This is a genomic window from Pseudomonas cannabina, from assembly GCF_900100365.1.
Classification (GTDB): Bacteria; Pseudomonadota; Gammaproteobacteria; order Pseudomonadales; family Pseudomonadaceae; genus Aquipseudomonas; species Aquipseudomonas cannabina.
The window spans coordinates 54,051-76,037 of record NZ_FNKU01000001.1 but is presented as its reverse complement, the minus strand read 5'-3'; the positions used below and the strand labels follow the sequence as shown (position 1 = coordinate 76,037).

General features: G+C 56.7%; 19 protein-coding genes, 1 tRNA gene and 1 pseudogene. 10 read left to right on the top strand and 11 right to left on the bottom strand.

Annotated elements, in window-relative coordinates; translation table 11 throughout:
• Positions 1-4 precede the first annotated feature (4 nt).
• Complete coding sequence (locus tag BLT55_RS00335) at positions 5-319, top strand: YkgJ family cysteine cluster protein (protein ID WP_054998816.1); 315 nt, start codon at positions 5-7, stop codon at positions 317-319.
• A 261-nt stretch (positions 320-580) separates the two neighbouring features.
• Here the strand turns inward: BLT55_RS00335 and BLT55_RS00330 are convergent, their stop codons facing one another.
• The 6 genes from BLT55_RS00330 to hemA form a co-directional block, all read right to left on the bottom strand.
• Entirely contained in the window at positions 581-1,099 is a 519-nt protein-coding gene (locus tag BLT55_RS00330; protein WP_054086465.1) for an acyloxyacyl hydrolase, read from the bottom strand.
• A gap of 117 nt (positions 1,100-1,216) precedes the next feature.
• A complete protein-coding gene (gene murI, locus BLT55_RS00325; protein WP_007252572.1) occupies positions 1,217-2,032 on the bottom strand; it encodes a glutamate racemase in 816 nt (271 codons plus the stop codon).
• Complete coding sequence (locus BLT55_RS00320; protein ID WP_162234931.1) at positions 2,025-2,795, bottom strand: molybdopterin-synthase adenylyltransferase MoeB; 771 nt, start codon at positions 2,793-2,795, stop codon at positions 2,025-2,027. Before BLT55_RS00320 ends, murI begins: the two co-directional genes overlap by 8 nt.
• Positions 2,789-3,622, bottom strand: a complete 834-nt coding sequence (gene prmC, locus BLT55_RS00315) for a peptide chain release factor N(5)-glutamine methyltransferase (RefSeq protein WP_054998806.1) — start codon at positions 3,620-3,622, stop codon at positions 2,789-2,791. The genes BLT55_RS00320 and prmC overlap by 7 nt, the downstream gene beginning before the upstream one ends.
• Positions 3,623-4,705 carry a peptide chain release factor 1 gene (gene prfA / locus BLT55_RS00310; RefSeq protein ID WP_054086461.1) on the bottom strand — a complete coding sequence of 361 codons (1,083 nt, stop codon included), beginning with the start codon at positions 4,703-4,705 and terminating at the stop codon, positions 3,623-3,625. It abuts the gene before it with no gap.
• Entirely contained in the window at positions 4,702-5,979 is a 1,278-nt protein-coding gene (gene hemA / locus BLT55_RS00305; RefSeq protein WP_054998805.1) for a glutamyl-tRNA reductase, read from the bottom strand. The genes prfA and hemA overlap by 4 nt, the downstream gene beginning before the upstream one ends.
• 226 nt (positions 5,980-6,205) lie before the next feature.
• Here hemA and BLT55_RS00300 point away from each other — a divergent pair, with 226 nt between their 5' ends.
• From BLT55_RS00300 to BLT55_RS00260, 9 genes are all read left to right on the top strand, one after another.
• Positions 6,206-7,933, top strand: a complete 1,728-nt coding sequence (locus BLT55_RS00300; protein ID WP_074799830.1) for a tetratricopeptide repeat protein — start codon at positions 6,206-6,208, stop codon at positions 7,931-7,933.
• A gap of 4 nt (positions 7,934-7,937) precedes the next feature.
• A complete protein-coding gene (lolB, locus tag BLT55_RS00295) occupies positions 7,938-8,555 on the top strand; it encodes a lipoprotein insertase outer membrane protein LolB (RefSeq protein ID WP_007252565.1) in 618 nt (205 codons plus the stop codon).
• Between the two features lie 2 nt (positions 8,556-8,557).
• Positions 8,558-9,406, top strand: coding sequence for a 4-(cytidine 5'-diphospho)-2-C-methyl-D-erythritol kinase (gene ispE / locus BLT55_RS00290; protein WP_054998804.1), 849 nt, complete (start codon positions 8,558-8,560; stop codon positions 9,404-9,406).
• Positions 9,407-9,444: 38 nt separating this feature from the next.
• Positions 9,445-9,519, top strand: a tRNA-Gln gene (locus BLT55_RS00285).
• Positions 9,520-9,564: 45 nt separating this feature from the next.
• Positions 9,565-10,506 (top strand): ribose-phosphate pyrophosphokinase, encoded by a 942-nt coding sequence (locus tag BLT55_RS00280; RefSeq protein WP_003317125.1) that lies wholly within the window; start codon positions 9,565-9,567, stop codon positions 10,504-10,506.
• A 138-nt stretch (positions 10,507-10,644) separates the two neighbouring features.
• Complete coding sequence (locus BLT55_RS00275) at positions 10,645-11,256, top strand: 50S ribosomal protein L25/general stress protein Ctc (protein WP_007252563.1); 612 nt, start codon at positions 10,645-10,647, stop codon at positions 11,254-11,256.
• 163 nt (positions 11,257-11,419) lie between these two features.
• Positions 11,420-12,004 carry an aminoacyl-tRNA hydrolase gene (gene pth / locus BLT55_RS00270; RefSeq protein ID WP_007252562.1) on the top strand — a complete coding sequence of 195 codons (585 nt, stop codon included), beginning with the start codon at positions 11,420-11,422 and terminating at the stop codon, positions 12,002-12,004.
• Positions 12,005-12,025: 21 nt separating this feature from the next.
• Entirely contained in the window at positions 12,026-13,138 is a 1,113-nt protein-coding gene (ychF, locus tag BLT55_RS00265) for a redox-regulated ATPase YchF (protein ID WP_054998803.1), read from the top strand.
• A 197-nt stretch (positions 13,139-13,335) separates the two neighbouring features.
• Positions 13,336-14,556, top strand: a complete 1,221-nt coding sequence (locus BLT55_RS00260) for a tyrosine-type recombinase/integrase (RefSeq protein WP_054998802.1) — start codon at positions 13,336-13,338, stop codon at positions 14,554-14,556.
• Positions 14,557-15,752: 1,196 nt separating this feature from the next.
• On the opposite strand, the gene BLT55_RS00250 is transcribed toward BLT55_RS00260, so the two are convergent.
• The 5 genes and pseudogenes from BLT55_RS00250 to BLT55_RS00235 form a co-directional block, all read right to left on the bottom strand.
• Positions 15,753-16,730 (bottom strand): IS5 family transposase, encoded by a 978-nt coding sequence (locus BLT55_RS00250; protein ID WP_007247761.1) that lies wholly within the window; start codon positions 16,728-16,730, stop codon positions 15,753-15,755.
• A 178-nt stretch (positions 16,731-16,908) separates the two neighbouring features.
• A complete protein-coding gene (locus tag BLT55_RS00245) occupies positions 16,909-18,078 on the bottom strand; it encodes an SIR2 family protein (RefSeq protein WP_183133390.1) in 1,170 nt (389 codons plus the stop codon).
• A 139-nt stretch (positions 18,079-18,217) separates the two neighbouring features.
• Positions 18,218-19,408, bottom strand: coding sequence for a UvrD-helicase domain-containing protein (locus BLT55_RS00240; protein WP_054999020.1), 1,191 nt, complete (start codon positions 19,406-19,408; stop codon positions 18,218-18,220).
• A gap of 145 nt (positions 19,409-19,553) precedes the next feature.
• Positions 19,554-19,739 (bottom strand): annotated as a pseudogene (locus BLT55_RS34615) (UvrD-helicase domain-containing protein); the annotation flags it as partial.
• Positions 19,729-21,456 carry an ATP-dependent nuclease gene (locus BLT55_RS00235; RefSeq protein WP_054999021.1) on the bottom strand — a complete coding sequence of 576 codons (1,728 nt, stop codon included), beginning with the start codon at positions 21,454-21,456 and terminating at the stop codon, positions 19,729-19,731. The gene BLT55_RS00235 and the pseudogene BLT55_RS34615, both read right to left, overlap by 11 nt.
• Between the last annotated feature and the right edge of the window lie 531 nt (positions 21,457-21,987).

Genomic DNA, 21,987 nt, shown 5'->3' with positions numbered 1-21,987 from the left:
CATTCTGGACGCCACACTTATTCCGCTCGCCGAGATTCACAGCGAAACGGAAGTCACCTGCTCGACCTGCGCAGCCTGCTGCTGCCAACTGGAAGTGATGCTCATCACCGACACGGGCGTGCCTGAGCGCTATATCGATAACGACGAGTGGGGTGGCGAAGTGATGCTGCGGCTGGATGACGGCTGGTGCGCGGCGCTGGATCGTAACACCATGATGTGCACGATCTACGAGAAACGGCCGTTGATCTGTCGTGAGTTCGAGGCCGGTGCGGAAGATTGCCTGAATGAACGCAAAGGAATTGCGACGGCTTATCTTTGATAAATGCTGCTGACTTGACTTATGACTCTCGTTCCCGCGCTCATCGTTATACACAACTCCTCAGGAGTCCGAAGGCCGGGCTTTCAGGCTTCTGCCCGTAGGGCGTGGGAGCGAACGTGTTCGCGAAGACATTGCTTCAGACGATGCATTTTCGGCGATCATACAGGCCCTTTCGCGAACAAGCTCGCTCTCACGGCCTTCGGCCAGAATCAAAAGCGAACTTGTGTTTAACACGGAGCATTGGCACGAAAGTCAACTGAATCAGAACGGCATCTTGTAATGCAGGGCGTAGCTTTCGATACCGTCGTTCGGTTGCTTGATGCCGGCGTTGGAGTAGTGAGTGGCGCGAATGCCGACTTCATGTCCACCCGCGAAGCGCAGGCCGAAACCGATGCGGTCTTCGAAGTTGAAAGACGAGCCGAACTTGCGATCTTCAACCTGAGTGTTGGAGAACACGGAAACACCGATACCGGCTTCAACGTAAGGCTTGACGCTGCTGTTACCGAATTCGTACACCAGAACCGGGGAGAACGACAGGCTGTGGTTGTCCTTGTAGTCCTTACCATCCCAGTACGTATAAGCGCCGTCCCAGTAACCGGTCAGACGGCCGATGTCGCTTTGCAGCCAGGTTTTATCCCAGTCGAACTGCACACCCAGACGATACGTCATGGTGGACTCGCCGGTCTGACCGACAGAAAATTCAACGCCGTCGGCCTGCGCCAGTGAAGCCTGGCCTGCCATGAGGGCCGAGAGCACGGCCAGGCAAAAGAGTCTCTTCATGAGAAACGTCCTAAATTGTATGAGTTTGTATGAAAGTTGAAATTCAATAACTGCAACTATAGAAGCCGACGACACAAGGTAAGTTCAGCCTCGAAACGCCTTTTTTTCACGTTTTTTTTACAAACGGAAGCTTCTCACATTGCCAGCACTTTGCGACAGAAAAGGTAGGATTTTTCCGAAATTGTCCGGTATGTCACTGGACCAGTACACAGTCTCACGCGCCGGACCGCTTGCAAGCAGACCGGAGCGCGACAAAAGACGCTGTAACTGACGCGCAACCGCGGCCCCGGTATCGATCAGGGTGACCGATTCGGGAAGCATTTCTCGCAGCAGCGGTTTGAGAAACGGATAGTGGGTGCACCCCAGAATGACTGTGTCGCAGCGCGCCGCCAGCAAGGGTTCGACATAGCGCGACAACAGCGCACGAATCTGCGGGCTGACCAGATCGCCGCTTTCGATCAGCTCGACCAACCCGGGACATGGCTGAGTGACCACGCGCACGTCGCTGGCAAAACGATCCAGCAGCGCAGCGAATCTGGCGCTCTGTAAAGTCCCGGTAGTCGCCAGTACGCCGACCACCCCACTGCGCGTGGCCTCGGCGGCAGGTTTTACCGCAGGCTCCATGCCCACGATCGGCCAGTCCGGATAGCGCTGACGGATATGCGCCACACCCGCCGCCGTGGCGGTATTGCAGGCGACAACCAGCGCCTTGGCACCTTGCTCATGGAAAAATCCGGCAATCGTCAGGCAGCGCTCGATGATGAATTCGGGCGTTTTCTCGCCATAGGGAATATGCCCGCAGTCCGCCAGATACAGCAGCGACTCGTTGGGCAGTAACTGGCGAATTTCATTCAGCACCGAAAGCCCGCCGACGCCGGAATCAAAAACCCCGACCGGCGCATCGCTGCTATGGGTCATGTGGACATCAGGCATGCCCGGCCTGCCCGCTTGCCGCCCCACACACGCTGCACGCCGGATCGCGTTTGACTTTCAACTCACGGAAACGGGAGGTCAGTGCATCGATCAATAACAGGCGGCCGACCATCGGCTCACCAAAACCGGCCAACATTTTCAAGGCTTCCAGCGCTTGCAGACTGCCGACCAGCCCCACCAGCGGCCCGATCACGCCAGCTTCACTGCAGGTCAGTTCGGCCTCGCTGCCATGGCCGTACAGACAGTGATAGCAAGGGCTGTCGTCACGACGCGGATCGAAGACTGAAAGCTGTCCTTCAAGCCGGATCGCTGCGCCGCTGACCAAAGGTTTGTCCGACGCGACGCAGGCGGCATTGACCGCCTCACGCGTGGCAAAGTTGTCGGAGCAATCGAGCACCAGATCCACCGCGCTTACGGCGGCGTTCAGCGAATCGGCATCCAGCGCCGTACGGTGGGCAATCAGGGTGATTTCGGGATTGATCGCACTGAGCCGAACCATGGCCGAATCGACCTTGGAGAGCCCGATGCTGTGCGTGTCGTGGATGATCTGACGCTGCAGGTTGGTCAGGTCGACATGATCAAAGTCCGCCAGATGCAGCTCGCCCACCCCGGCAGCCGCCAGATACAGCGCCACTGGCGATCCAAGCCCGCCGACCCCCACGACCAGCGCCCGGCTCTGTTTGAGTCGTAGCTGGCCGTCGATGTCGACGTGTTGCAACAGAATCTGCCGGCTGTAACGCAGCAGCTCCTCATCACTCAGCACGGCTTGCAGCCGAACGTGATGCGCTCGTGCTCGCCCAGATCGCGGCGGGTCTGAATGCGCTCGAAGCCCTGGCGAATCAATAATTCGCGTACTGCGGCGCCCTGATCGTAGCCATGTTCCAACAGCAGCCAGCCTTCGGTATTCAGGTGTGCCGGTGCCTGTTCGATGATCGCCCGCAAATCATCCAGCCCATCGGCACCGGCAATCAGTGCGCTGCTCGGCTCGAAACGCACGTCACCGGCCGACAGATGCGGATCGTCGTCCGAGATATAAGGCGGGTTGCTGATGATCAGATCGAACTGACGACCTTGCAGGCCATTGAACCAGTGGCTTTCGAAGATTTCGGCGTTGTTCAGGTGCAAGCGCTGTCGGTTGCGCTCGGCCAGCGCAACGGCTTCCGCTACGCGGTCGACCGCAGTCACTTTCCACTGCTTGCGCTCGTTGGCCAGGGCCAGACCGATGGCCCCGGTTCCGGTACCCAGATCCAGGACCTGAGCCGAAGCAAACGCGGGCACCAGTTCCAGCGCCGCCTCGACCAGCATTTCAGTCTCGGGGCGTGGGATCAAAGTGTGCGGCGCGACTTCAAGGACCAGCTTCCAGAAGCCTTGCTGGCCGAGAATGTAAGCCACTGGCTCGCCTTTGCGTCGTCGCTCCAGATAGCCCGCAAAGGCCACGGCGGCTTCAGTGCTGACGATCCGTTCGGGCCAGGTGTGCAGAAAACTGCGCGGCTTGCCCAGCGCTGCGGCAAGCAGCAGCTCGACATCGAGCCGCGCGGTCGGTGAATCGGGAAGCTCGGCGCTTCTTAATACACTTGCGATGATGGTCATTTAATCACCCAGTGCCGCAAGTTGATCAGCCTGATATTCAGCGAGTAGCGGCTCTATCACTGCATCGACTCCGCCCGCCAGAACTTCATCCAGCGAGTACAGGGTCAGATTGACGCGGTGATCCGTCACTCGCCCCTGAGGAAAGTTGTAGGTGCGGATACGCTCCGAACGATCACCAGACCCGACAAGCAATTTGCGCTCGCTGGCGATGGCACTGGCCGCGGCGCTGGTCTGCTGATCATTCAGTTTGGCAGATAACCAGGACATTGCCCGGGCTCTGTTCTTGTGTTGCGAACGCTCTTCCTGACACTCGACAACGATACCCGATGGCAAGTGGGTAATGCGAATGGCAGAGTCGGTCTTGTTGACGTGCTGACCACCGGCCCCCGACGAACGATAGGTGTCGACGCGCAGGTCGGCCGGGTTGATCTCGATGGCTTGCTGCTCATCAGGCTCGGGCAGCACCGCCACCGTACAGGCGGAGGTGTGAATACGCCCCTGGGATTCGGTCTCGGGCACACGCTGCACACGGTGCGCGCCGGACTCGAATTTCAGTTTGCCGTAAACACTGTCACCTTCGACTCGCGCGATGACTTCCTTGTAACCGCCATGCTCGCCTTCGTTTTCGGAGAGTATTTCCACCCGCCAGCCACGTCGCTCGGCATACCGCGAGTACATGCGGAACAGGTCGCCGGAGAAGATCGCCGCTTCGTCACCGCCGGTGCCGGCGCGAATTTCCAGAAACACGTTGCGGCCGTCGTTCGGGTCCTTGGGCAGCAGCATGCGTTGCAGCTGAGCTTCCAGATCGACCAACTGCTCTTTGGTTTCGCGGACTTCCTCGACCGCCATCTCGCGCATGTCCGGATCGCTGTCCTTCAACAGCGCCTGTGCGCCCTCGAGATCGGCTTGCACCTTGAGCAGCTGTTTATAGAGCGCGACAACCGGCTCCACCTCGGCGTACTCACGGGAATAGGCGCGAAAGCGTGTCTGATCGCTGATGACTTCCGCGTCGCCTAGCAACGCGGTCAGTTCCTCGAAACGGTCGCTGAGTACATCCAGCTTATTGAGCAGTGAAGCTTTCATTGCGGGGGTTTATCCGTCGAGCCCTCACCGAGGGCAAAAAGTTCCTGGGCCATGGCCAGCGCGTCGACGCGACCTTCGGCAGACAGCTTCTTGAGTTGCACGCTGGGCGCGTGCAGCAATTTGTTAGTCAGGCCACGCGCCAGTTGAACCAGCACGTCTTCGGCGTTGCTGCCGTTGGCCAGCATGCGCTGCGCCTTGCTCAGTTCTTCGTCGCGCAACCGCTCGCTTTGCTGACGGTAAGCGCGTAATACGTCGACCGCTGCCAGCTCGCGCAGGCGCGACATGAAATCTTCGGCACCGACGCTGACCAATTGTTCGGCGGCCAGTGCCGCACCCTGACGGCTCTTGAGATTTTCTGCCACCACTTCATGCAGATCATCGACGCTGTACAGGTAAACGTCGTCCAGCTCGCCGACTTCCGGCTCGATGTCGCGCGGTAGAGCGATGTCGACCATGAAAATCGGTTTGTGTTTGCGCAGTTTCAGCGCACTTTCCACTGCGCCCTTGCCCAGAATCGGCAGCTGACTGGCGGTGGAACTGATCACAATGTCGCTGTTGACCAGCTCGGCCGGAATATCCGAGAGCAGCACCGCATGCGCACCAAACTCGGCGGCGAGCATGCTGGCGCGCTCCAGCGTTCGATTGGCCACCACGATGCGTTTCACGCCCAGGTCGTGCAGATGCCGGGCGACCAGCGTAATGGTCTCGCCCGCACCGATCAACAAGGCCTGACTGCGCTGCAGGTCGCTGAAAATCTGTTTCGCCAGGCTGACTGCGGCAAACGCAACGGACACCGGGTTTTCGCCGATGGCGGTGTCGGTGCGCACCTGTTTTGCGGCACTGAAGGTGGCCTGAAACAGGCGACCGAGCAACGGCCCGACCGTTCCGGCTTCGCGGGCAACGGCATACGCGGACTTCATCTGCCCGAGAATCTGTGGCTCGCCCAATACCAGCGAGTCGAGCCCCGAGGCCACGCGCATCATGTGACGCACGGCCGCATCATCCTCATGGACATAGGCGCTGGCGCGCAATTCTTCCAGGCTGAGGTGATGGTAATCTGCAAGCCAGGCCAGAATGCTGTCAGCCGCAAGGTGGTCGTGTTCGATGTACAGTTCGCTGCGGTTGCACGTCGAAAGAATCGCAGCTTCGCGACTTTCGGTCAGATGACAGAGCTGTTGCAGCGCCTCGACCAGCTGTTCCGGGGTAAATGCCACACGCTCGCGAACGTCGACCGAGGCGGTCTTATGGTTGATACCGAGTGCAAGGAAGGCCATTCAGGGTCGCAGGTGGTGACGTGAAGCCGGTAATTGTCCTACTTCGATAGGTTCAGAACAACCACCGCATATTATTGTCCCACTACAGTCGCGCGTTATCGGCAGCGTTTCGAAGCCGACAACGCAGCAAACATCAGCATTGCATCAGTTTTTCCGACGGCTGTGGGTTTTGCCGACAGCCTTGTGTCATGATGCTCTCACCGCAGGTAAGCCGCCCTTCTTATATATGAATAGATCCTCCGCGTTGTTCCTTGCTCTTGCCTTTCTAGGCGGCTGCCAGTCCATGGCCCCCGCCACGTCGCAACCCGTGACAGCCCAGAAAGATGCACCTCCCGCACCTGAGGCCAAGCCTCAGGTCTATGGCTCGTTCACTCAGGAGACGCTGGTCAGCCTGCTGAGCGCGGAGCTGGCCGGCCAGCGCAACCGTTTCGACATCGCCTTGGACAACTACGTGACCCAGGCGATCAAGACTCAGGACCCCGGGGTCTCCGAGCGAGCCTACCGGATCGCCGAGTACATGGGCGCAGATCAGTCCGCACTGCAAACGGCGCTGATCTGGGCAAAAAACGATCCGAAGAATCTGGAAGCGCAGCGTGCCGCCGCCATCCAGCTGGCGCGTGCCGGGCGTTACGACGACTCGCTGGTGTACATGGAGCGGGTTCTGCAAGGCCAGGGCGACACCCATTTTGATTTCCTGGCCCTGTCCGCAGCGGAAACCGACCCGGACACCCGCAATGGCTTGCTTAAAAGTTTCGACCGGTTGCTGGGCAAATACCCCAACAACGGCCAGCTGATTTTCGGCAAGGCGCTGCTGCTGCAACAGAACGGCGACGCCGAGCAGTCGCTCAAACTGCTTGAGGACAACCCGCCGAAAGAAGGCGAAGTTGCACCTATCCTGCTGCACGCACGCTTGCTGCAAAGCATGAATCGCGGCAAGGAAGCGGTGCCGCTGCTGGAAAAAAGCATCAAGAAATACCCGGACGACAAGCGCCTGCGCCTGACGTATGCGCGCATGCTGGTCGAACAGAACCGCATGGAAGACGCCAAAGTGCAGTTCGCGGCCCTTCTGCAACAGTATCCGGATGACGACGAACTGCGCTTCTCGCTGGCACTGGTCTGCCTTGAAGCCAAGGCCTGGGATGAAGCGGCGGGTTATCTGGAAGAGCTGATCGCCCGAGGCGCACATGTGGATTCGGCGCATTTGAATCTGGGCCGTATTCACGAAGAGCGCGACGACCCGCAAAGCGCGCTCAACGAGTACGCTCAGGTTGGCCCTGGCCCTGACTTTCTCGCCGCCCAGTTGCGTCAGGCCGATATTCTGGTCAGCAATGGCAACGGCGCAGAAGCCGCCAAACGGCTGGCCGAAGCGCGCGCCGAAGAACCGGATTACGCAATTCAGCTGTACCTGATCGAAGCCGAAACGCTGACCAGCAATGATCAGCTGGATCGTGGCTGGCAGGTCCTGAGCCAGGCGCTCAAGCAATACCCGGACGACGTCAATCTGCTTTATACGCGGGCCATGCTGGCGGAAAAGCGCAACGATCTGACCCAGATGGAAAAAGACCTGCGGACCATCATCAAGCGCGAACCGGAAAACGCCATGGCGCTGAATGCGCTGGGCTATACCCTTTCGGATCGCACGACCCGCTACGCCGAAGCCCGGGAACTGATCGAGAAAGCGCACAAGATCAACCCCGATGACCCGGCGGTACTCGACAGCTTGGGCTGGGTGAACTATCGCATGGGCAACCTGGATGCAGCCGAGCGTTATCTGCGCCAGGCCCTCGAGCGCTTTCCCGATCATGAAGTCGCCGCGCATCTGGGTGAAGTGCTCTGGGCCAAAGGCGAGCAGCGCGAAGCCCGTAAAGTCTGGGCCAAGGCCCTGGAACAACAACCCGACAGCCCTATTCTGCGCAGCACCCTGCAGCGCTTGACCGGATCAGAGAACCTTTGACGTTATGTTTTTGCGCCATGTAATCGTATTTAGCTTTATCGCCCTGCTCACCGGCTGCGCCGGGCTTACCTCCCGCGAAGCCGTTCAGGGCAAAGGTGACCCCGCGCAATGGCGCGAACACAAACAGCAGTTGAGCAGCCTCGACGGCTGGCAGATCAACGGCAAGGTCGGTATTCGCGCACCGAAGGATTCCGGCAGCGGCACCTTGTTCTGGCTGCAACGTCAGGACTATTACGATATTCGTCTGTCCGGGCCACTGGGTCGCGGCGCGGCACGCCTGACCGGTCGGCCGGGTGCCGTGGCGCTTGAAGTGGCCAATCAGGGCCGTTACGAAGCCACGACGCCGGAAGCGCTGCTGCAGGAGCAATTGGGCTGGAAACTGCCCGTCTCGCACCTGGTGTGGTGGGTTCGCGGCCTGCCCGCCCCGGACAGCAAAAGCAACGTGACACTGGATGGCGATAGCCGCCTGTCGAGCCTGGAGCAGGACGGCTGGCAGGTGGAATACCTCAGCTACGTCGAACAGAATGGCTACTGGCTGCCTGAGCGCGTCAAGCTGCACGGCCAGGACCTCGACGTCACGCTGGTCATCAAGGACTGGCAGCCTCGCAAATTAGGGCAATGAGCATGCGCACGCCACAACTGGTCTTGCCCGCGCCGGCAAAGTTGAACCTGATGCTGCACATTCTGGGTCGTCGCCCTGACGGCTACCATGAACTGCAGACCCTGTTTCAGTTTCTCGACCATGGTGATGAGCTGGGTTTCGCCGTTCGCGAGGATGGCGACATCCGTTTGCAGACCGAGGTTCCTGGCGTTCCGCATGACAGCAACATGATCGTCAAGGCGGCGCGCGCACTGCAACAACAGTCCGGCTGCACATTGGGCATGGACATCTGGCTGGAAAAACGCCTGCCCATGGGTGGCGGCATCGGTGGCGGAAGTTCGGATGCGGCCACCACCCTGCTTGGCCTGAATCATTTGTGGCAACTGGGCTGGGATGAAGACCGGCTTGCCGCGCTGGGCCTGACACTGGGTGCCGATGTACCGGTATTCGTGCGCGGCCGGGCAGCGTTTGCCGAGGGTATCGGTGAAATACTCACACCGGAAAACCCCGAAGAACACTGGTATTTAGTGCTCGTTCCGCAAGTCGCTGTAAGTACAGCAGAAATTTTTTCAGATCCGTTGTTGACACGCGACACGCCGCCCATTAAAGTGCGCCCCGTTCCCAAGGGAAACAGTCGAAATGACTGTAAAGCGGTTGTAGAGAGGCGTTACCCAGAAGTACGTAACGCTTTGAATTTGCTAGGTAATTTTACCGAAGCAAAATTAACCGGAACTGGAAGTTGTGTGTTTGGGGCCTTCCCAAACAAAGCTAAAGCTGATAAAGTCTCGGCCCTTCTTGCAGAGACCCTTACGGGGTTCGTAGCGAAAGGAAGTAACATTTCGATGTTGCATCGCAAGCTGCAAATTCTGTAACAGGAATTGAGTGCGAAACACTCGATTGATTCAATTACAGGGGCGTCGCCAAGCGGTAAGGCAGCAGGTTTTGATCCTGCCATGCGTTGGTTCGAATCCAGCCGCCCCTGCCATTTTCTATACTCATCCAGGTTACCCTCAGCCTCTAGGTACTGCGCGTGTCCAAGATGATGGTCTTTACGGGGAATGCCAACCCCGATCTCGCTCGGCGTGTAGTACGTCAGCTGCATATCCCACTGGGTGATGTTTCTGTTGGAAAATTCTCCGACGGCGAAATCAGCACTGAGATTAATGAAAACGTCCGCGGTAAAGACGTCTTCATCATTCAGCCGACCTGCGCTCCGACGAACGATAACCTGATGGAACTCGTCGTGATGGCTGATGCCTTCCGCCGCTCCTCAGCGTCCCGAATCACTGCTGTGATTCCTTACTTTGGTTATGCCCGCCAGGATCGCCGTCCGCGCTCCGCACGTGTTGCTATCAGCGCGAAAGTCGTTGCCGATATGCTGACCGTGGTGGGAATCGACCGTGTGCTCACGGTTGATCTTCATGCTGACCAGATTCAGGGTTTCTTCGATATTCCGGTAGATAACATCTACGGCTCCCCTGTTCTGGTGGACGACATTGAAGACCAGCGCTTTGAAAACCTGATGATCGTTTCCCCGGATATCGGTGGCGTCGTGCGTGCACGTGCCGTTGCCAAGTCTCTGGGCGTCGATCTCGGGATCATCGACAAGCGCCGCGAAAAAGCCAATCACTCCGAAGTGATGCACATCATCGGTGATGTTGAAGGGCGTACCTGCATTCTGGTTGACGACATGGTCGATACCGCAGGCACTCTGTGCCACGCGGCGAAGGCACTGAAAGAGCATGGCGCTGCCAAGGTCTTTGCCTACTGCACACACCCTGTGCTGTCGGGTCGGGCGATCGAAAACATTGAAAATTCCGTGCTGGACGAACTAGTGGTGACCAACACCATTCCGTTGTCCGCCGCAGCTCAAGCCTGTGGTCGTATCCGCCAACTGGATATTGCCCCGGTAGTCGCCGAAGCGGTTCGCCGCATCAGCAACGAAGAATCGATCAGCGCAATGTTCCGTTAAGGGTTCGCCCCTGACCTGCATTCCGTTGACGAAAAGCGCCCCGCCCTGACATTCGGTCAGGGCGGGGCTTTTTTGCCCATACCGTCCTAGCGCTGGTCGCAAACGCAACGGCGGATGTGGTTAATTTGGAGATACAACATGAACGAATTTACCCTGAATGCAGAACAGCGTTCCGACCTGGGGAAAGGTGCGAGCCGCCGCCTGCGTCGTCTCGCCAGCCTGGTTCCAGCTGTAGTTTACGGTGGCGACAAAGCCCCTGAGTCCATCAGCATGCTGGCCAAAGAAGTTGCCAAACTGCTCGAAAACGACGCGGCTTATAGCCACATCATCGAGCTGAACGTTGGCGGCCAGAAGCAGAACGTCATCATCAAGGCACTGCAACGCCACCCAGCCAAAGGTCACGTGATGCACGCTGACTTCGTGCGCGTTATTGCCGGTCAGAAACTGACCGCAATCGTACCGATCCACTTCGTGAACGAAGAAGCTCCAGTCAAGAAAGGCGGCGAGATTTCGCACACTACCACTGAACTGGAAGTGACCTGCCTGCCGAAAGACCTGCCTGAGTTCATTGAAGTTGACCTGGGCGCGCTGGAAGTTGGTGACAACGTTCACCTGTCCGAGCTGAAAGCACCTAAAGGCGTCGAGTTCGTTGCACTGGCACACGGCAACGACCTGGCAATCGCCAACGTCCACGCACCGCGTATCGTTGCTGATGAAACCGAAGAAGGTGAAGAAGGCGCTGCCGAGTAATCATTTACTTGGCAACGTCGGAGTTGCTCAGGAAACACCGCGAGCGATAGCAGGCAAAGCGGGCGGAATCGCGGAGTTTACATCATGGTAAATGAGCAATTTTCGCCTCCATTGCCGCTGTCGCCAGCGGTCTAACCCCAACTCCAAAGGAAGAGCCCCTGTCGTGACCGCCATACAACTGATCGTGGGCCTGGGAAATCCAGGTGCTGAATACGAACAGACCCGGCATAACGCAGGGGCTCTTTTCGTTGAGCGAATTGCTGCGGCGCAACGAGTCAATCTCGTTCCCGAGCGCAAATTCTTTGGCCTGACCGGACGCTTCGCGCATCAGGGTCAGGATGTTCGTCTGCTGATCCCCACCACCTATATGAACCGCAGCGGCCAGGCCGTCGCGGCACTCGCCGGTTTCTACCGGATTCCGGTGGAGTCGATTCTGGTGGCACATGACGAACTCGATCTGCCTCCGGGCGTTGCCAAACTCAAAACGGGCGGCGGCCACGGCGGTCATAACGGGCTGCGCGACATCATTGCGCAGCTCGGCAATCAGAACACATTTCATCGCTTGCGGCTTGGCATCGGCCATCCGGGCGATGCCAGCAAGGTATCCGGTTTTGTTCTGGGTCGAGCGCCACGCGCCGAACAGGAAAAACTGGACGCCAGTATCGATTTTGCCCTCGGCGTGCTGCCGGATATCTTCGCCGGTGAATGGAACCGGGCGATGAAAAACCTGCACAGCCAGAAGGCCTGACATCACTCGAGGGGAAACACCATGGGATTCAATTGCGGCATCGTCGGCCTGCCTAACGTCGGCAAGTCCACCCTGTTCAACGCCCTGACCAAATCCGGTATTGCGGCCGAGAACTTCCCCTTCTGCACCATCGAGCCGAACAGCGGCATCGTGCCGATGCCTGATCCACGCCTCGCGGCTCTGGCAGCCATCGTCAACCCGAAGCGCATCCTGCCGACCACTATGGAGTTCGTCGACATCGCCGGCCTCGTGGCAGGTGCCTCCAAGGGTGAAGGCCTGGGCAACAAATTCCTCGCCAACATCCGCGAGACCGATGCCATCGCCCACGTAGTGCGCTGCTTCGAAGATGAAAACGTGATTCACGTCTCCAACAGCGTCGACCCCAAGCGCGACATCGAGATCATCGACCTCGAGCTGATCTTCGCCGACCTCGACAGCTGTGAAAAGCAGTTGCAAAAAGTCGCACGCAACGCCAAGGGCGGCGACAAGGGCGGCGACAAGGACGCAGTGGTCCAGAAAGGCCTGCTTGAGCAACTGATTGCCCACTTCAGCGAAGGCAAGCCTGCGCGCAGCCTGATGAAGAGCATGAGCAACGACGAGAAAGTCGTCATTCGTGGCTTTCACCTGCTGACCACCAAGCCGGTCATGTACATTGCCAACGTCGCCGAAGACGGCTTCGAGAACAACCCGCTGCTGGACGTCGTACGCGCCATCGCCGAAGAAGAAGGCGCGATGCTGGTACCGGTCTGCAACAAGATCGAAGCAGAAATCGCCGAGCTGGACGACGGCGAAGAAAAAGACATGTTCCTCGAAGCCCTGGGCCTTGAAGAACCCGGCCTGAACCGTGTGATTCGCGCAGGCTACGAAATGCTCCACCTGCAGACCTACTTCACCGCCGGCGTCGAAGAAGTCCGCGCCTGGACCGTTCGCGTTGGTGCTACCGCCCCTCAGGCCGCTGGCGTGATCCATACCGACTTCGAAAAAGGCTTCATCCGTGCCGAAGTCGTAGCCTATGACGATTTCATCCAGTTCAAGGGTGAAGCCGGTGCCAAGGAAGCCGGTAAATGGCGTCTGGAAGGCAAGGAATACATCGTCAAGGATGGTGATGTGATGCATTTCAGGTTTAACGTCTGAATGTTCCTGCTGAACCCTAGTGAACCGTACCGCACCTTAATTTGATCTGTAACCCTCTATTTACAAGGGGAAGCCAAATTAAAAGAGCTCAGTGCGGTTCACCGAGGGTGATAGTGTTCTAGAGAAAAGCGGGGTAGCATCAGGGGTATCACGATTTTAGGATGGGGGTATTTACCTCATCCAGCACGGATACCCAAATGCCTAAAGACCTAATCACAGACGCTAAAGTACGCACGGCAAAGCCCGCAGCTACCCCTTACAAGCTTGGGGATGGCGGCGGGCTTTTTCTTTTGGTTCAGCCTAGTGGTAGTAAGCTGTGGCGATGGAAATTTCGACTCGATGGCAAGGAAAATGTCTTTGCTATCGGTTCTTACCCAGAGATTGGGCTTGCCGAGGCCCGCTCAGAACGTGACGCAGCACGCAAACTGACAAAGCTGGGAATCAACCCAGCGCAACACAGAAAAGACGGCAAGAAGCGCAATATCGACGCAGCTGCGGAGCGTAAAAGAGCCATGGAAAGCTCGTTTGCAAAGGTTTCGGCTGCTTACCTTGAGCATGTCAAGTCGAGATACACACCTGGCTCCTACCGTGGCAAAGAGTCACGGATCAGGCGTCATCTCAGCCCCAAGCTCGATGGGCTCCCAATTGCAGAGATCACTGCAAAAGAAATTCGTCCTGTACTGGAAGCTTGTAAAAGCTCCGGTGCATGGGCGGCTATTCATGTCAAAGGCGACCTATCCGCAATTTTCAAATATGCGGTAGTGCGTGGGTTGGCAGATTTCAATCCAGTACCCAGTTTGGAAGGCTTCCTCAGGATACCAACCTGCCAAAGCAAGGCCGTGTTGACCACAAGCCAGATCAAGCAGTTTTATCAAGCGCTGCGATCCTATAGGGGTTATCCAGAGACTGCGTTGTGCCTTCGTCTTATCGCGCTTACGGCGTGTCGTCCCGGCGAGGCAGCGGACGCCGAGTGGGACGAGTTCGACTTCACCGCGAAGCTATGGAGACGTCCGGCAGAGAAAATGAAAGCTCGTCGCGATCACGTTTCACCTCTATCGACCGGTGCCCTTGCCGTGCTGGAGGAGCTACGGCTGATTTCCGGTAGCGGCCGTTATCTCTTCCCCCACCGCAGCGGTGAAGGTTTCACTACCCCCAATCGGCTCACTTACGCCATGAGGGATATGAACCTAGGTGAGAGAACCACCCCACATTGCTGGCGTACCACTTTTTCGACTTGGGCAAACGAGCATGGCTGTAGGCCGGATGCGATTGAGCGTCAGTTAGCTCACGTGGAAAACAATAAGGTAAGGGCGACCTACAACAAGGCACTCTTGCTCAAAGAACGGAGTGAAATTATGCAGACGTGGGGCGAATATCTGGAATTGGTCCGTACCCAAGGGATGAGCTCGAATGGATGAGGGCAGAGCTGCAATTTTGGAGAACGGCATGCGCTACCTAGAAATCTATCGAGATCAGGGTCGCTCGAGATGCGACAGAATAGTGCCCGGGCCATTGGTGGCGGAGATCCTCCGTTACATTGAAAACTCATTAGCTGGCCGCTCTCAGTATGACTTGGAACAAATGCTTCTCGGCACCAACCAATTGGGAGCCCAGTGGCGGGCATACGTTGCCCACCCACGGCGTGATGCCGAAGAACGAAAAGCCTGGCGGACGTGGTACGGCAGATACGGATTTAAAAACAGCATCAGTGAACAGCGGGCTGCGGATCCATTCGCAATACAGCCACCTCCCCTGCCACAACTGGATGAGGGAGAGAGTGAAATCCCTAGGGAGACGCTGATTTATTCTAAAGCACAGCTGTTGCCCCCTGATAAATCAAGGCCTCCAGAGCGTTGCAGGGACGAAAAATCGAATAAATCAGCGGCTCCCTAGGCTCGAAACTGAACAGCCTCGCCCCTTGATGCGGGCGCTACCAAACGATGGCAGATCCATGACCTTTCATTTACTACGCGAGGTCGTTCGTCGCTGGTCAACAATCGTAGTTGAAAGATATCTCGCCGAATCTACCTCTCAGGACTGCCGCAACACGAGGGACGCTGAACGAACTCTGTCTAGACATATCACATCGCTCATGACCATCAGGACGTCCCTGAACGCATGGGAAGCTGCCTACGAGCTTCTCACCTTGCCGGCCAGTCCTGGATCGATAGATAGTGAAACTGAGTTCTTTCAACGCTTCCAAAGGCTGGAGGAACGAGATCAGGAACGCGATCTGCGCTCACACACAGCAAGCATGCCGAGACCGGCCTCCATCGCGCCTTCCCGGCGATCCTTTCCAAGAAATAAGAAGCCCTGATAACTCGTTCTCTCTCAAAACGACCCACCTGCTTATTGTTATCTCACAGTTCATAGCAGTTCAGTGAGGTTGAGCATGGAACAGAGCAACGATCCAAACGCGATTGTAATTCTCCGTAGGCCACAGGTTGAAAAGCGTACCGGACTGACTAAGGAGACGCTGAACAATTAACCCGTTCGCACCGTCCCCATTTCCAAGCCGGTTTTTTTCAACCTGCCGGCCTTATTTTACGTTTCTCGAGCAGATTTCTGCCCTCATTTTGCTGAAAGGCGGGCCAGTCCCGCCTTTCAGACGGATTTATCCTGCCGTCTGTTGTAAATACCGCTTGGCCAGCATCAGATTGGCCAACCCAAACAAACTGAACAACTGCGCTGTATTCTTTTCCAGCCCACGGTAGCGAACCTTGCGATGATTGAAGCGCACCTTGATTACCTGGAAGGGGTGCTCGACCTTGGCACGCAGTTGCGCCTTGGCATATTCAATTTTGCGCTTGACCCGATACAGCACGCTGCCTTCGCCGTGCTGCTTGTAACTGCTTGGCCGTTCTGCAATCGACCAGATAACGTCCCGTTCAGCATGCTCCGGTCGCTTGGCCGCACCGGTGTATCCAGCGTCACCCGAAACATAGGTTTCGTCACCGTGAAGCAACTGGCCAACCTGGGTGACATCCGCCACGTTAGCGGCCGTCCCTACTACGCTGTGCACCAGCCCCGACGTGGCGTCTACACCAATGTGGGCCTTCATCCCAAAGTGCCATTGATTGCCTTTCCTGGCCTGATGCATCTCAGGATCACGCTTGCCTTCTCGGTTCTTGACCGAGGGCGGCGCGGCGATCAGAGTAGCGTCGACGATAGTGCCTTCCTTGAGCAGCAGCCCCCGGCTGGCCAGATGCTGGTTAATCGTTTCAAACAGCAGCCGGGTTAGCTGATGGACTTCCAGCAAGCGGCGAAAACGCAGCAAGGTGGTGGCATCCGGTGCAGACTCGCGACCCAGGTCGATACCCATAAAACCGCGGATGGCCTGGCTGTCGTAGACGGCATCTTCGCAACCTTCATCGGAGAAACCGAAACACTGCTGCACGACGTACATGCGCAACATGCGCGACACCCCTATCGCAGGGCGTCCGCGCTTGCCTGCGGTGTTGCTATAAAACGGCGCCACTTGCGCCTCCAGCAGGGCCCAGGGCACCAACTGTTCAAGGTCAGCCAGGAAGCGATCTCGGCGAGTCTGCTTTTTCTTGCCGGTATATTCGAGTTCGGAGAAGGTCTTCTGCACGCGCGTAACGCTCACGGAGAGGGAGGCTGTTGAAGGAACTTAGTGTGCCAAGGGTGGGGACAGTTGGCTATTTTTGCAGCGCCTCCCTAGGGAGACGCTGATTTATTCTAAAACCCAGCTGTTGCCCCCAGATAAATCAAGGCCTCCAGAGCGTTGCAGGGACGAAAAATCGAATAAATCAGCGCCTCCCTAGCAAGTATCGATCTCGAGACTGGAGATCTAGAGCAAGCCACGCGGCCAGTATCCAAGGTGCTTGATCGTCGCTCCAAAGCTTGCGTTCAAGGAAAAAGTCGATCCATGCAGAGTCTTGAATTGAGGTGATCGCAATCGAAGACAGATCATTTTTACCATTGAACAGCCAGCAAACCTTGTCGAGCTCCGCAGGGGACATGGATGCGTAAGGTTGGGAAAGAATTGCCGTTGCCCACGCCTGTCTCGTCGAACGGGGGCGCTCTACAAGCTCAGCCAGCTGGGCGAGGTCGTCCCATAACGCTCGATGACCGCGGCGACCAGTCACAGCATCCACAGTTTTTTCGTAGCCTATAGGTTCGACGGCGAGCGCTTCCCAGCGTGCGTCCGGAGCGTCTCGGGCTTCAATCGCATCTAAAGCATAAACAGGACGTAAGTCTGGAAAACGTTCGCGGTCTGCTTCCAAGACGTTCAGAAAGTAGCGCACTGGTGCGTCCCCAGCGCTATAACCTACTAGGACAACCGTCTTGCAGCGACACAGGTCGAACAGAAAGCGCGACGCCCATCCTGATCGCATGTAGGCATCGCCATAATCAGCACTCGTTACGACGAGAGGTGTCTGGTGCAAACCGACCGTATCGTCGGCAATCCGTCCGTGTAGGTGGATGATTCCACGAAAATCAGCACTACCTGGAGCGGGAAGATCCTGCCCAGCAAAGCTGAGTCCCTGAACGTTTACGACGCTATCAGCGCTATGGAGTGCTTTCTCAAGCATCGTGTCGAAGTTGGTGGTGACTATCAACGGATGGTTATCGAGGTCTCGTGATAATCGCAAGATAGTGTTGTGATTGGTGAAGTCGGGGGGCGTGGGTGCCTGCAGGAGATCAACCAGCGCGCGGGTCATATCACGTGGGTTGACGATTCGACGGCTAAGAGAACCTAGTACCTCTTCGAAGCGACCAGCTTCGGATGATGCGAGCTCAGACCCGCTCTGCACCAAATTAAGTCGGTCAAAGCATTGCTGGACTAAATCGCCGAAGCCTGGCAGTTGTGGCGCGCTTACTCCTGCCCCGCACAAAAAGACGACCTCCCCAGCAAGCAGAGCGTCTACAAGGGTTTCAGGAAAGGCAGGGCCTTCGGCAGAAAAACGAATGCTCACGAGTTCGACCTCCATGTTGTAGTGCCGCTTCGATCATTGTTAAAACCAGCATTGAACATGCGGTATGCCGAGAGCAGAACGGGTTAACCAACCTCATTGCCGATCTGGCGCCTTTTAGCCAGCATTTCCAAGTTTGTGGTTATCTTGGGGGCTGAAGGACAGGAATTTGAGAGCAGATGAGAAGCTGCTTTGCCCCACGGGTCATCGCCACGTAAAGGTTCCTAGCGTTCATCTCATCGGGTTGCAAGATGACTGCAATCTCAGCTTCCAAGCCTTTGAGCAGCAATGTGCTGCCGACCGCACGACGTGACAATGGCCGGCCGAGCATACGATTTCTTTCGCGTATTTGAGCTGCGGCGGCGTACAAGGTCTGCCCTCCTGTCGTCGCAACTCTCAACGCTGCCAGGCAACAGCGCAGTAACTCGGGCCGGTATATATGCGCCCCCTGTTGTCTAGATAGACATTGCAGAAGATCGGCCGCGCTACCGTGTGTCGGCGTTTCTAGGAAGGCAATCGCGCAGTGCTCAGCCGGCGTCGGAGCGGTGCGATTTCGGCCACTGCGAATGATCTCAACCCTAGGTAAAAATGCGGCCGCGCCGACACCTGTCATCGCACTCGCTGCAAAATTAACAAGCTGGTTCAGCGACTGCTCTACAGTTGGAACGAAGGTTCTGGAGAAAGATATGAGGTCTGGAAGATCGACGCTCTCGACGGTAGTGGCTCCAGCAGTTTGGCTCGTGAGTCGCTGGCGACCAGCAGTGTTTCTGGAATCCCCAATTATCAGCGCCGTTTCGCCATCCTGAAGTCGTACCAGGGCAGCTGCGCGTCGTTGAGCATCAGCTGTAGCAGCCTGTATTCGCACCCACTTGACTTCACCAGGCGCCGTACGCAAGTCAACAGGCTGCCCCGCTTCCAACAGCCCTCTTGCCTGAAGTAGCCACCTCCCGAACTCTTCTGTACCCGCTCGGCGCCACCTCCAAGGGGTGCTTAGCGCCCCGATCGGAGGGAAATGAACGACCACCTCAGCAACCCAATCGACAAGCCTGTTTCCTCCAAAGTTGAAGATAGCCTGCATCGGGTCGCCCAATACGTAGGTGCGGAGTGATTGCGCTAACCAAGTAACGAACGCATGTTGTGCTTCATTGCAATCCTGATATTCATCGACCATCACATACGCATAGCTGGCTTGCAGCACCCTATCAAGATGGCGTCCACTCAGAAGCGAAATCGCGGAAGCTCGAATAGCGGGGTAGTCATGACTGGGGTCTTCCAAAAGCATAATCGCTGGGTCATACCCGCTTCTCGACGGAAACCGACTGATGAGCTTCATGGTGAAGCCATCTAGGGTTGCGATTACATACGACGCATTAGGGAGCCGCTGATTTATTCGATTTTTCGTCCCGGCAACGCTCTGGAGGCCTTGATTTATCTGGGGGCAACAGCTGGATTTTAGAATAAATCAGCGGCTACTTAGGGATGTTCGCTCGTGACATTCTGGCGCGTAATGCTGCCACCCCAGCGTTGGTGTGGGTCAAAATCAACGCAGGTTTGGGGCCTGTATGCAGCGCCAGGGTATCGGCAATGAGCTGCGTTTTTCCACACCCAGCAGGCGCCGTGATAGAGCCCCTTTGGAACGCCAGAATATTGATTTCAGGCGGCATGAATCCAGTCCCTAATTCTGTTGATGATCGCTTGGAAGCCTGGGTCCGCGTTAGGTAAGTCAGGACCAATGATGTTCTTGGCGATGTATTCATAGGTGGTGACAGATTTGTACCAACCGTTCTTTCGGATACGTGAAGCAATTCCGAGAACGCCCCGGGTCAATGGCGAATAGGGCAATCCCGGTCGTGAAGCTTGAATCATGTCTAGCAAGAGTGCATTTCCCGACTTCTCGCGGATGTGCGCTGCCACGATGTCACGCCCCCTGACTTCGAGCGCTTTGGCCAACAAGACGTCGATCGCCAAATCGGACAAGCTAAGGAATAGCTCGTCCTCCAACGCACGACCTTGCCCCCATGTTGCTGATTGCCCACCTGCAAAGTGGAAAGCATCTCGCACAGCTGGGGTTGGCGGTTTGTCAGCGTCAACGATCACGAAAACTTGGTAGCCCAAGCTCAACAACGCACTGCCTCGCAGATAACAGTTGTCGGTGCTTCCTCCGCTCACGTTTACGTATGCGCCTCCAGTGGCCAGAAACGAGGGCAATCTCTGAGACCCCCAGAACTGATCGAGCCCTCGCATAAGACCGACTTCGCTTGCACCCTCGCATACGATGATCCGCTTGGCCAAAAACGCCTCAGGGTCAGTTCGAAGAGTGCTCTGAACGTCATCGGTAATGCCTGCCTGACGAACCTCGTGGAATCCAATTTGAGCTCGAACAACAAAAAGTTGATTACCCGAAAGCTCGCGCAGCGCCACCGGTGAATGGGTCGTAAGGAACACCTGAAGTGGCGGCTGCGGCTCCTTACCTCCGAGAGAATCCATGAATCGAACCAGGCGGTGCGGTTCAAGACCAAATTCCACCTCATCAACCAAGGCGATTGAGGCAGCTTCAGCGGCTCGGCGTTGAAGTCCGGCCACAAGCAAACGAGATGAGCCTGTACCTAAGGAGCGCAACGGTATCCCTTGCTCGTTGTGCAGTGCGATTGCACCATCCCCGATAGAGACGGAGTGCGCATCCAGGAGCGCTTGTGCGAATAAACCCACTTGGACGCCAAGGTTTGTGGCTGTTTCCGTGACTATCTGAAGGGGCTGTTGAAGCTGCTCACCCGCTTGAGTACCGAAGTTATTTCGCGCCTCCCTGGCAGCATTTGCGAGCGCCTCCCCTAATGCCGGACGCTCATCAGTGAGCCGATTGAGGATCGAGTTGCGACTCCACGACAAATTTGTGTTCGCGAAGCTACCAATACGTGCAGGTGCGATGCGGGATCGATCTTTCCAGGAGAGGTTGCGCTCGCGCCCTTGCTGCTCGGACCGATTTGAGAAGAGCCCCCATAATGGCTCAAGGTCGCTATGAACGATCAAGCGTTGAGTCAGAACGGTCTCGATGCCAAACCTTGGCTCGTCTTCAATGGCTCCGTATACCGCATCGAAACCACGCAAAAAGTCGCCGTAGCTATCAAGATTGATCAGGTCGTCGGGCAGATCTCCCAAGGTGATCGAGATAATGATAGGCGCATTGACGTTGAGGTTGTAGAAGTCGTTGTCCCCAAAGGGGGCACTGCGCTTGGCACCGATGCAAAGCTCTATGGCATCCAGAATGGTAGACTTTCCGCTGTCACCCGGCCCAATCAGACAATTGAATCCAGGGGACGGTGACCAGCTCAGCCGTTGGATCGAACGGAAGTTCTGTATTTCCAGCTTGCGAATCCGTGCCATTGGCGCGCCTCCATGCGTAAAGAACGATACTCGGTCGATACCTCACAGGAGCATAGCCTTCTGCTACCCAGCAAGCCACTGGAGATGCTGGAGATGCTGGAGTCGAGCTACTCATGCGAAATTGCGATTCACGGCCGCCCACCTACGTTCGACCTTACTAGCGATTGCATCGGATTTGACCTGCATGCTTTGTCACCCTAATCGGCAAAGAGCTGTCCATTTCTGCCGGTAGCGGAGGTAACAGTAGGCCAATAGCAGAAACGCACGGAGGGATAGATCCTCCGAAGCTCATGAGATCAGGTTAGCCAGCGGAGCTGGATGTCGGCTTTCGCGAAGCAAATGGATATAAAAAAGGTAGGGGTATAAATGGGGGTATTTTCAAAAAAAAACACGCAACAACCCCGCTGTCTTTTTTCTATCAAGCGATTGATATTATTCATTTTTTATTAAAATAAAACCTCCAAATTCCTATTTAATGTGTGATTAACGTCTAAGCCACAGGCAGTCCCCCAGAGGCCCCTCGGCGACAGC

What these genes read in the sequence shown, in the direction of transcription:
- ispE (WP_054998804.1), top strand. Translation starts at nt 8,558, where the DNA reads ATGCGCACGCCACAACTGGTCTTGCCCGCGCCGGCAAAGTTGAACCTG.
- murI (WP_007252572.1), bottom strand. Translation starts at nt 2,032, where the DNA reads ATGCCTGATGTCCACATGACCCATAGCAGCGATGCGCCGGTCGGGGTT.
- BLT55_RS00260 (WP_054998802.1), top strand. Translation starts at nt 13,336, where the DNA reads ATGCCTAAAGACCTAATCACAGACGCTAAAGTACGCACGGCAAAGCCC.
- BLT55_RS00300 (WP_074799830.1), top strand. Translation starts at nt 6,206, where the DNA reads ATGAATAGATCCTCCGCGTTGTTCCTTGCTCTTGCCTTTCTAGGCGGC.
- BLT55_RS00235 (WP_054999021.1), bottom strand. Translation starts at nt 21,456, where the DNA reads ATGGCACGGATTCGCAAGCTGGAAATACAGAACTTCCGTTCGATCCAA.
- prmC (WP_054998806.1), bottom strand. Translation starts at nt 3,622, where the DNA reads ATGACCATCATCGCAAGTGTATTAAGAAGCGCCGAGCTTCCCGATTCA.
- ychF (WP_054998803.1), top strand. Translation starts at nt 12,026, where the DNA reads ATGGGATTCAATTGCGGCATCGTCGGCCTGCCTAACGTCGGCAAGTCC.
- BLT55_RS00330 (WP_054086465.1), bottom strand. Translation starts at nt 1,099, where the DNA reads ATGAAGAGACTCTTTTGCCTGGCCGTGCTCTCGGCCCTCATGGCAGGC.
- hemA (WP_054998805.1), bottom strand. Translation starts at nt 5,979, where the DNA reads ATGGCCTTCCTTGCACTCGGTATCAACCATAAGACCGCCTCGGTCGAC.
- prfA (WP_054086461.1), bottom strand. Translation starts at nt 4,705, where the DNA reads ATGAAAGCTTCACTGCTCAATAAGCTGGATGTACTCAGCGACCGTTTC.
- BLT55_RS00240 (WP_054999020.1), bottom strand. Translation starts at nt 19,408, where the DNA reads ATGAAGCTCATCAGTCGGTTTCCGTCGAGAAGCGGGTATGACCCAGCG.
- BLT55_RS00275 (WP_007252563.1), top strand. Translation starts at nt 10,645, where the DNA reads ATGAACGAATTTACCCTGAATGCAGAACAGCGTTCCGACCTGGGGAAA.
- lolB (WP_007252565.1), top strand. Translation starts at nt 7,938, where the DNA reads ATGTTTTTGCGCCATGTAATCGTATTTAGCTTTATCGCCCTGCTCACC.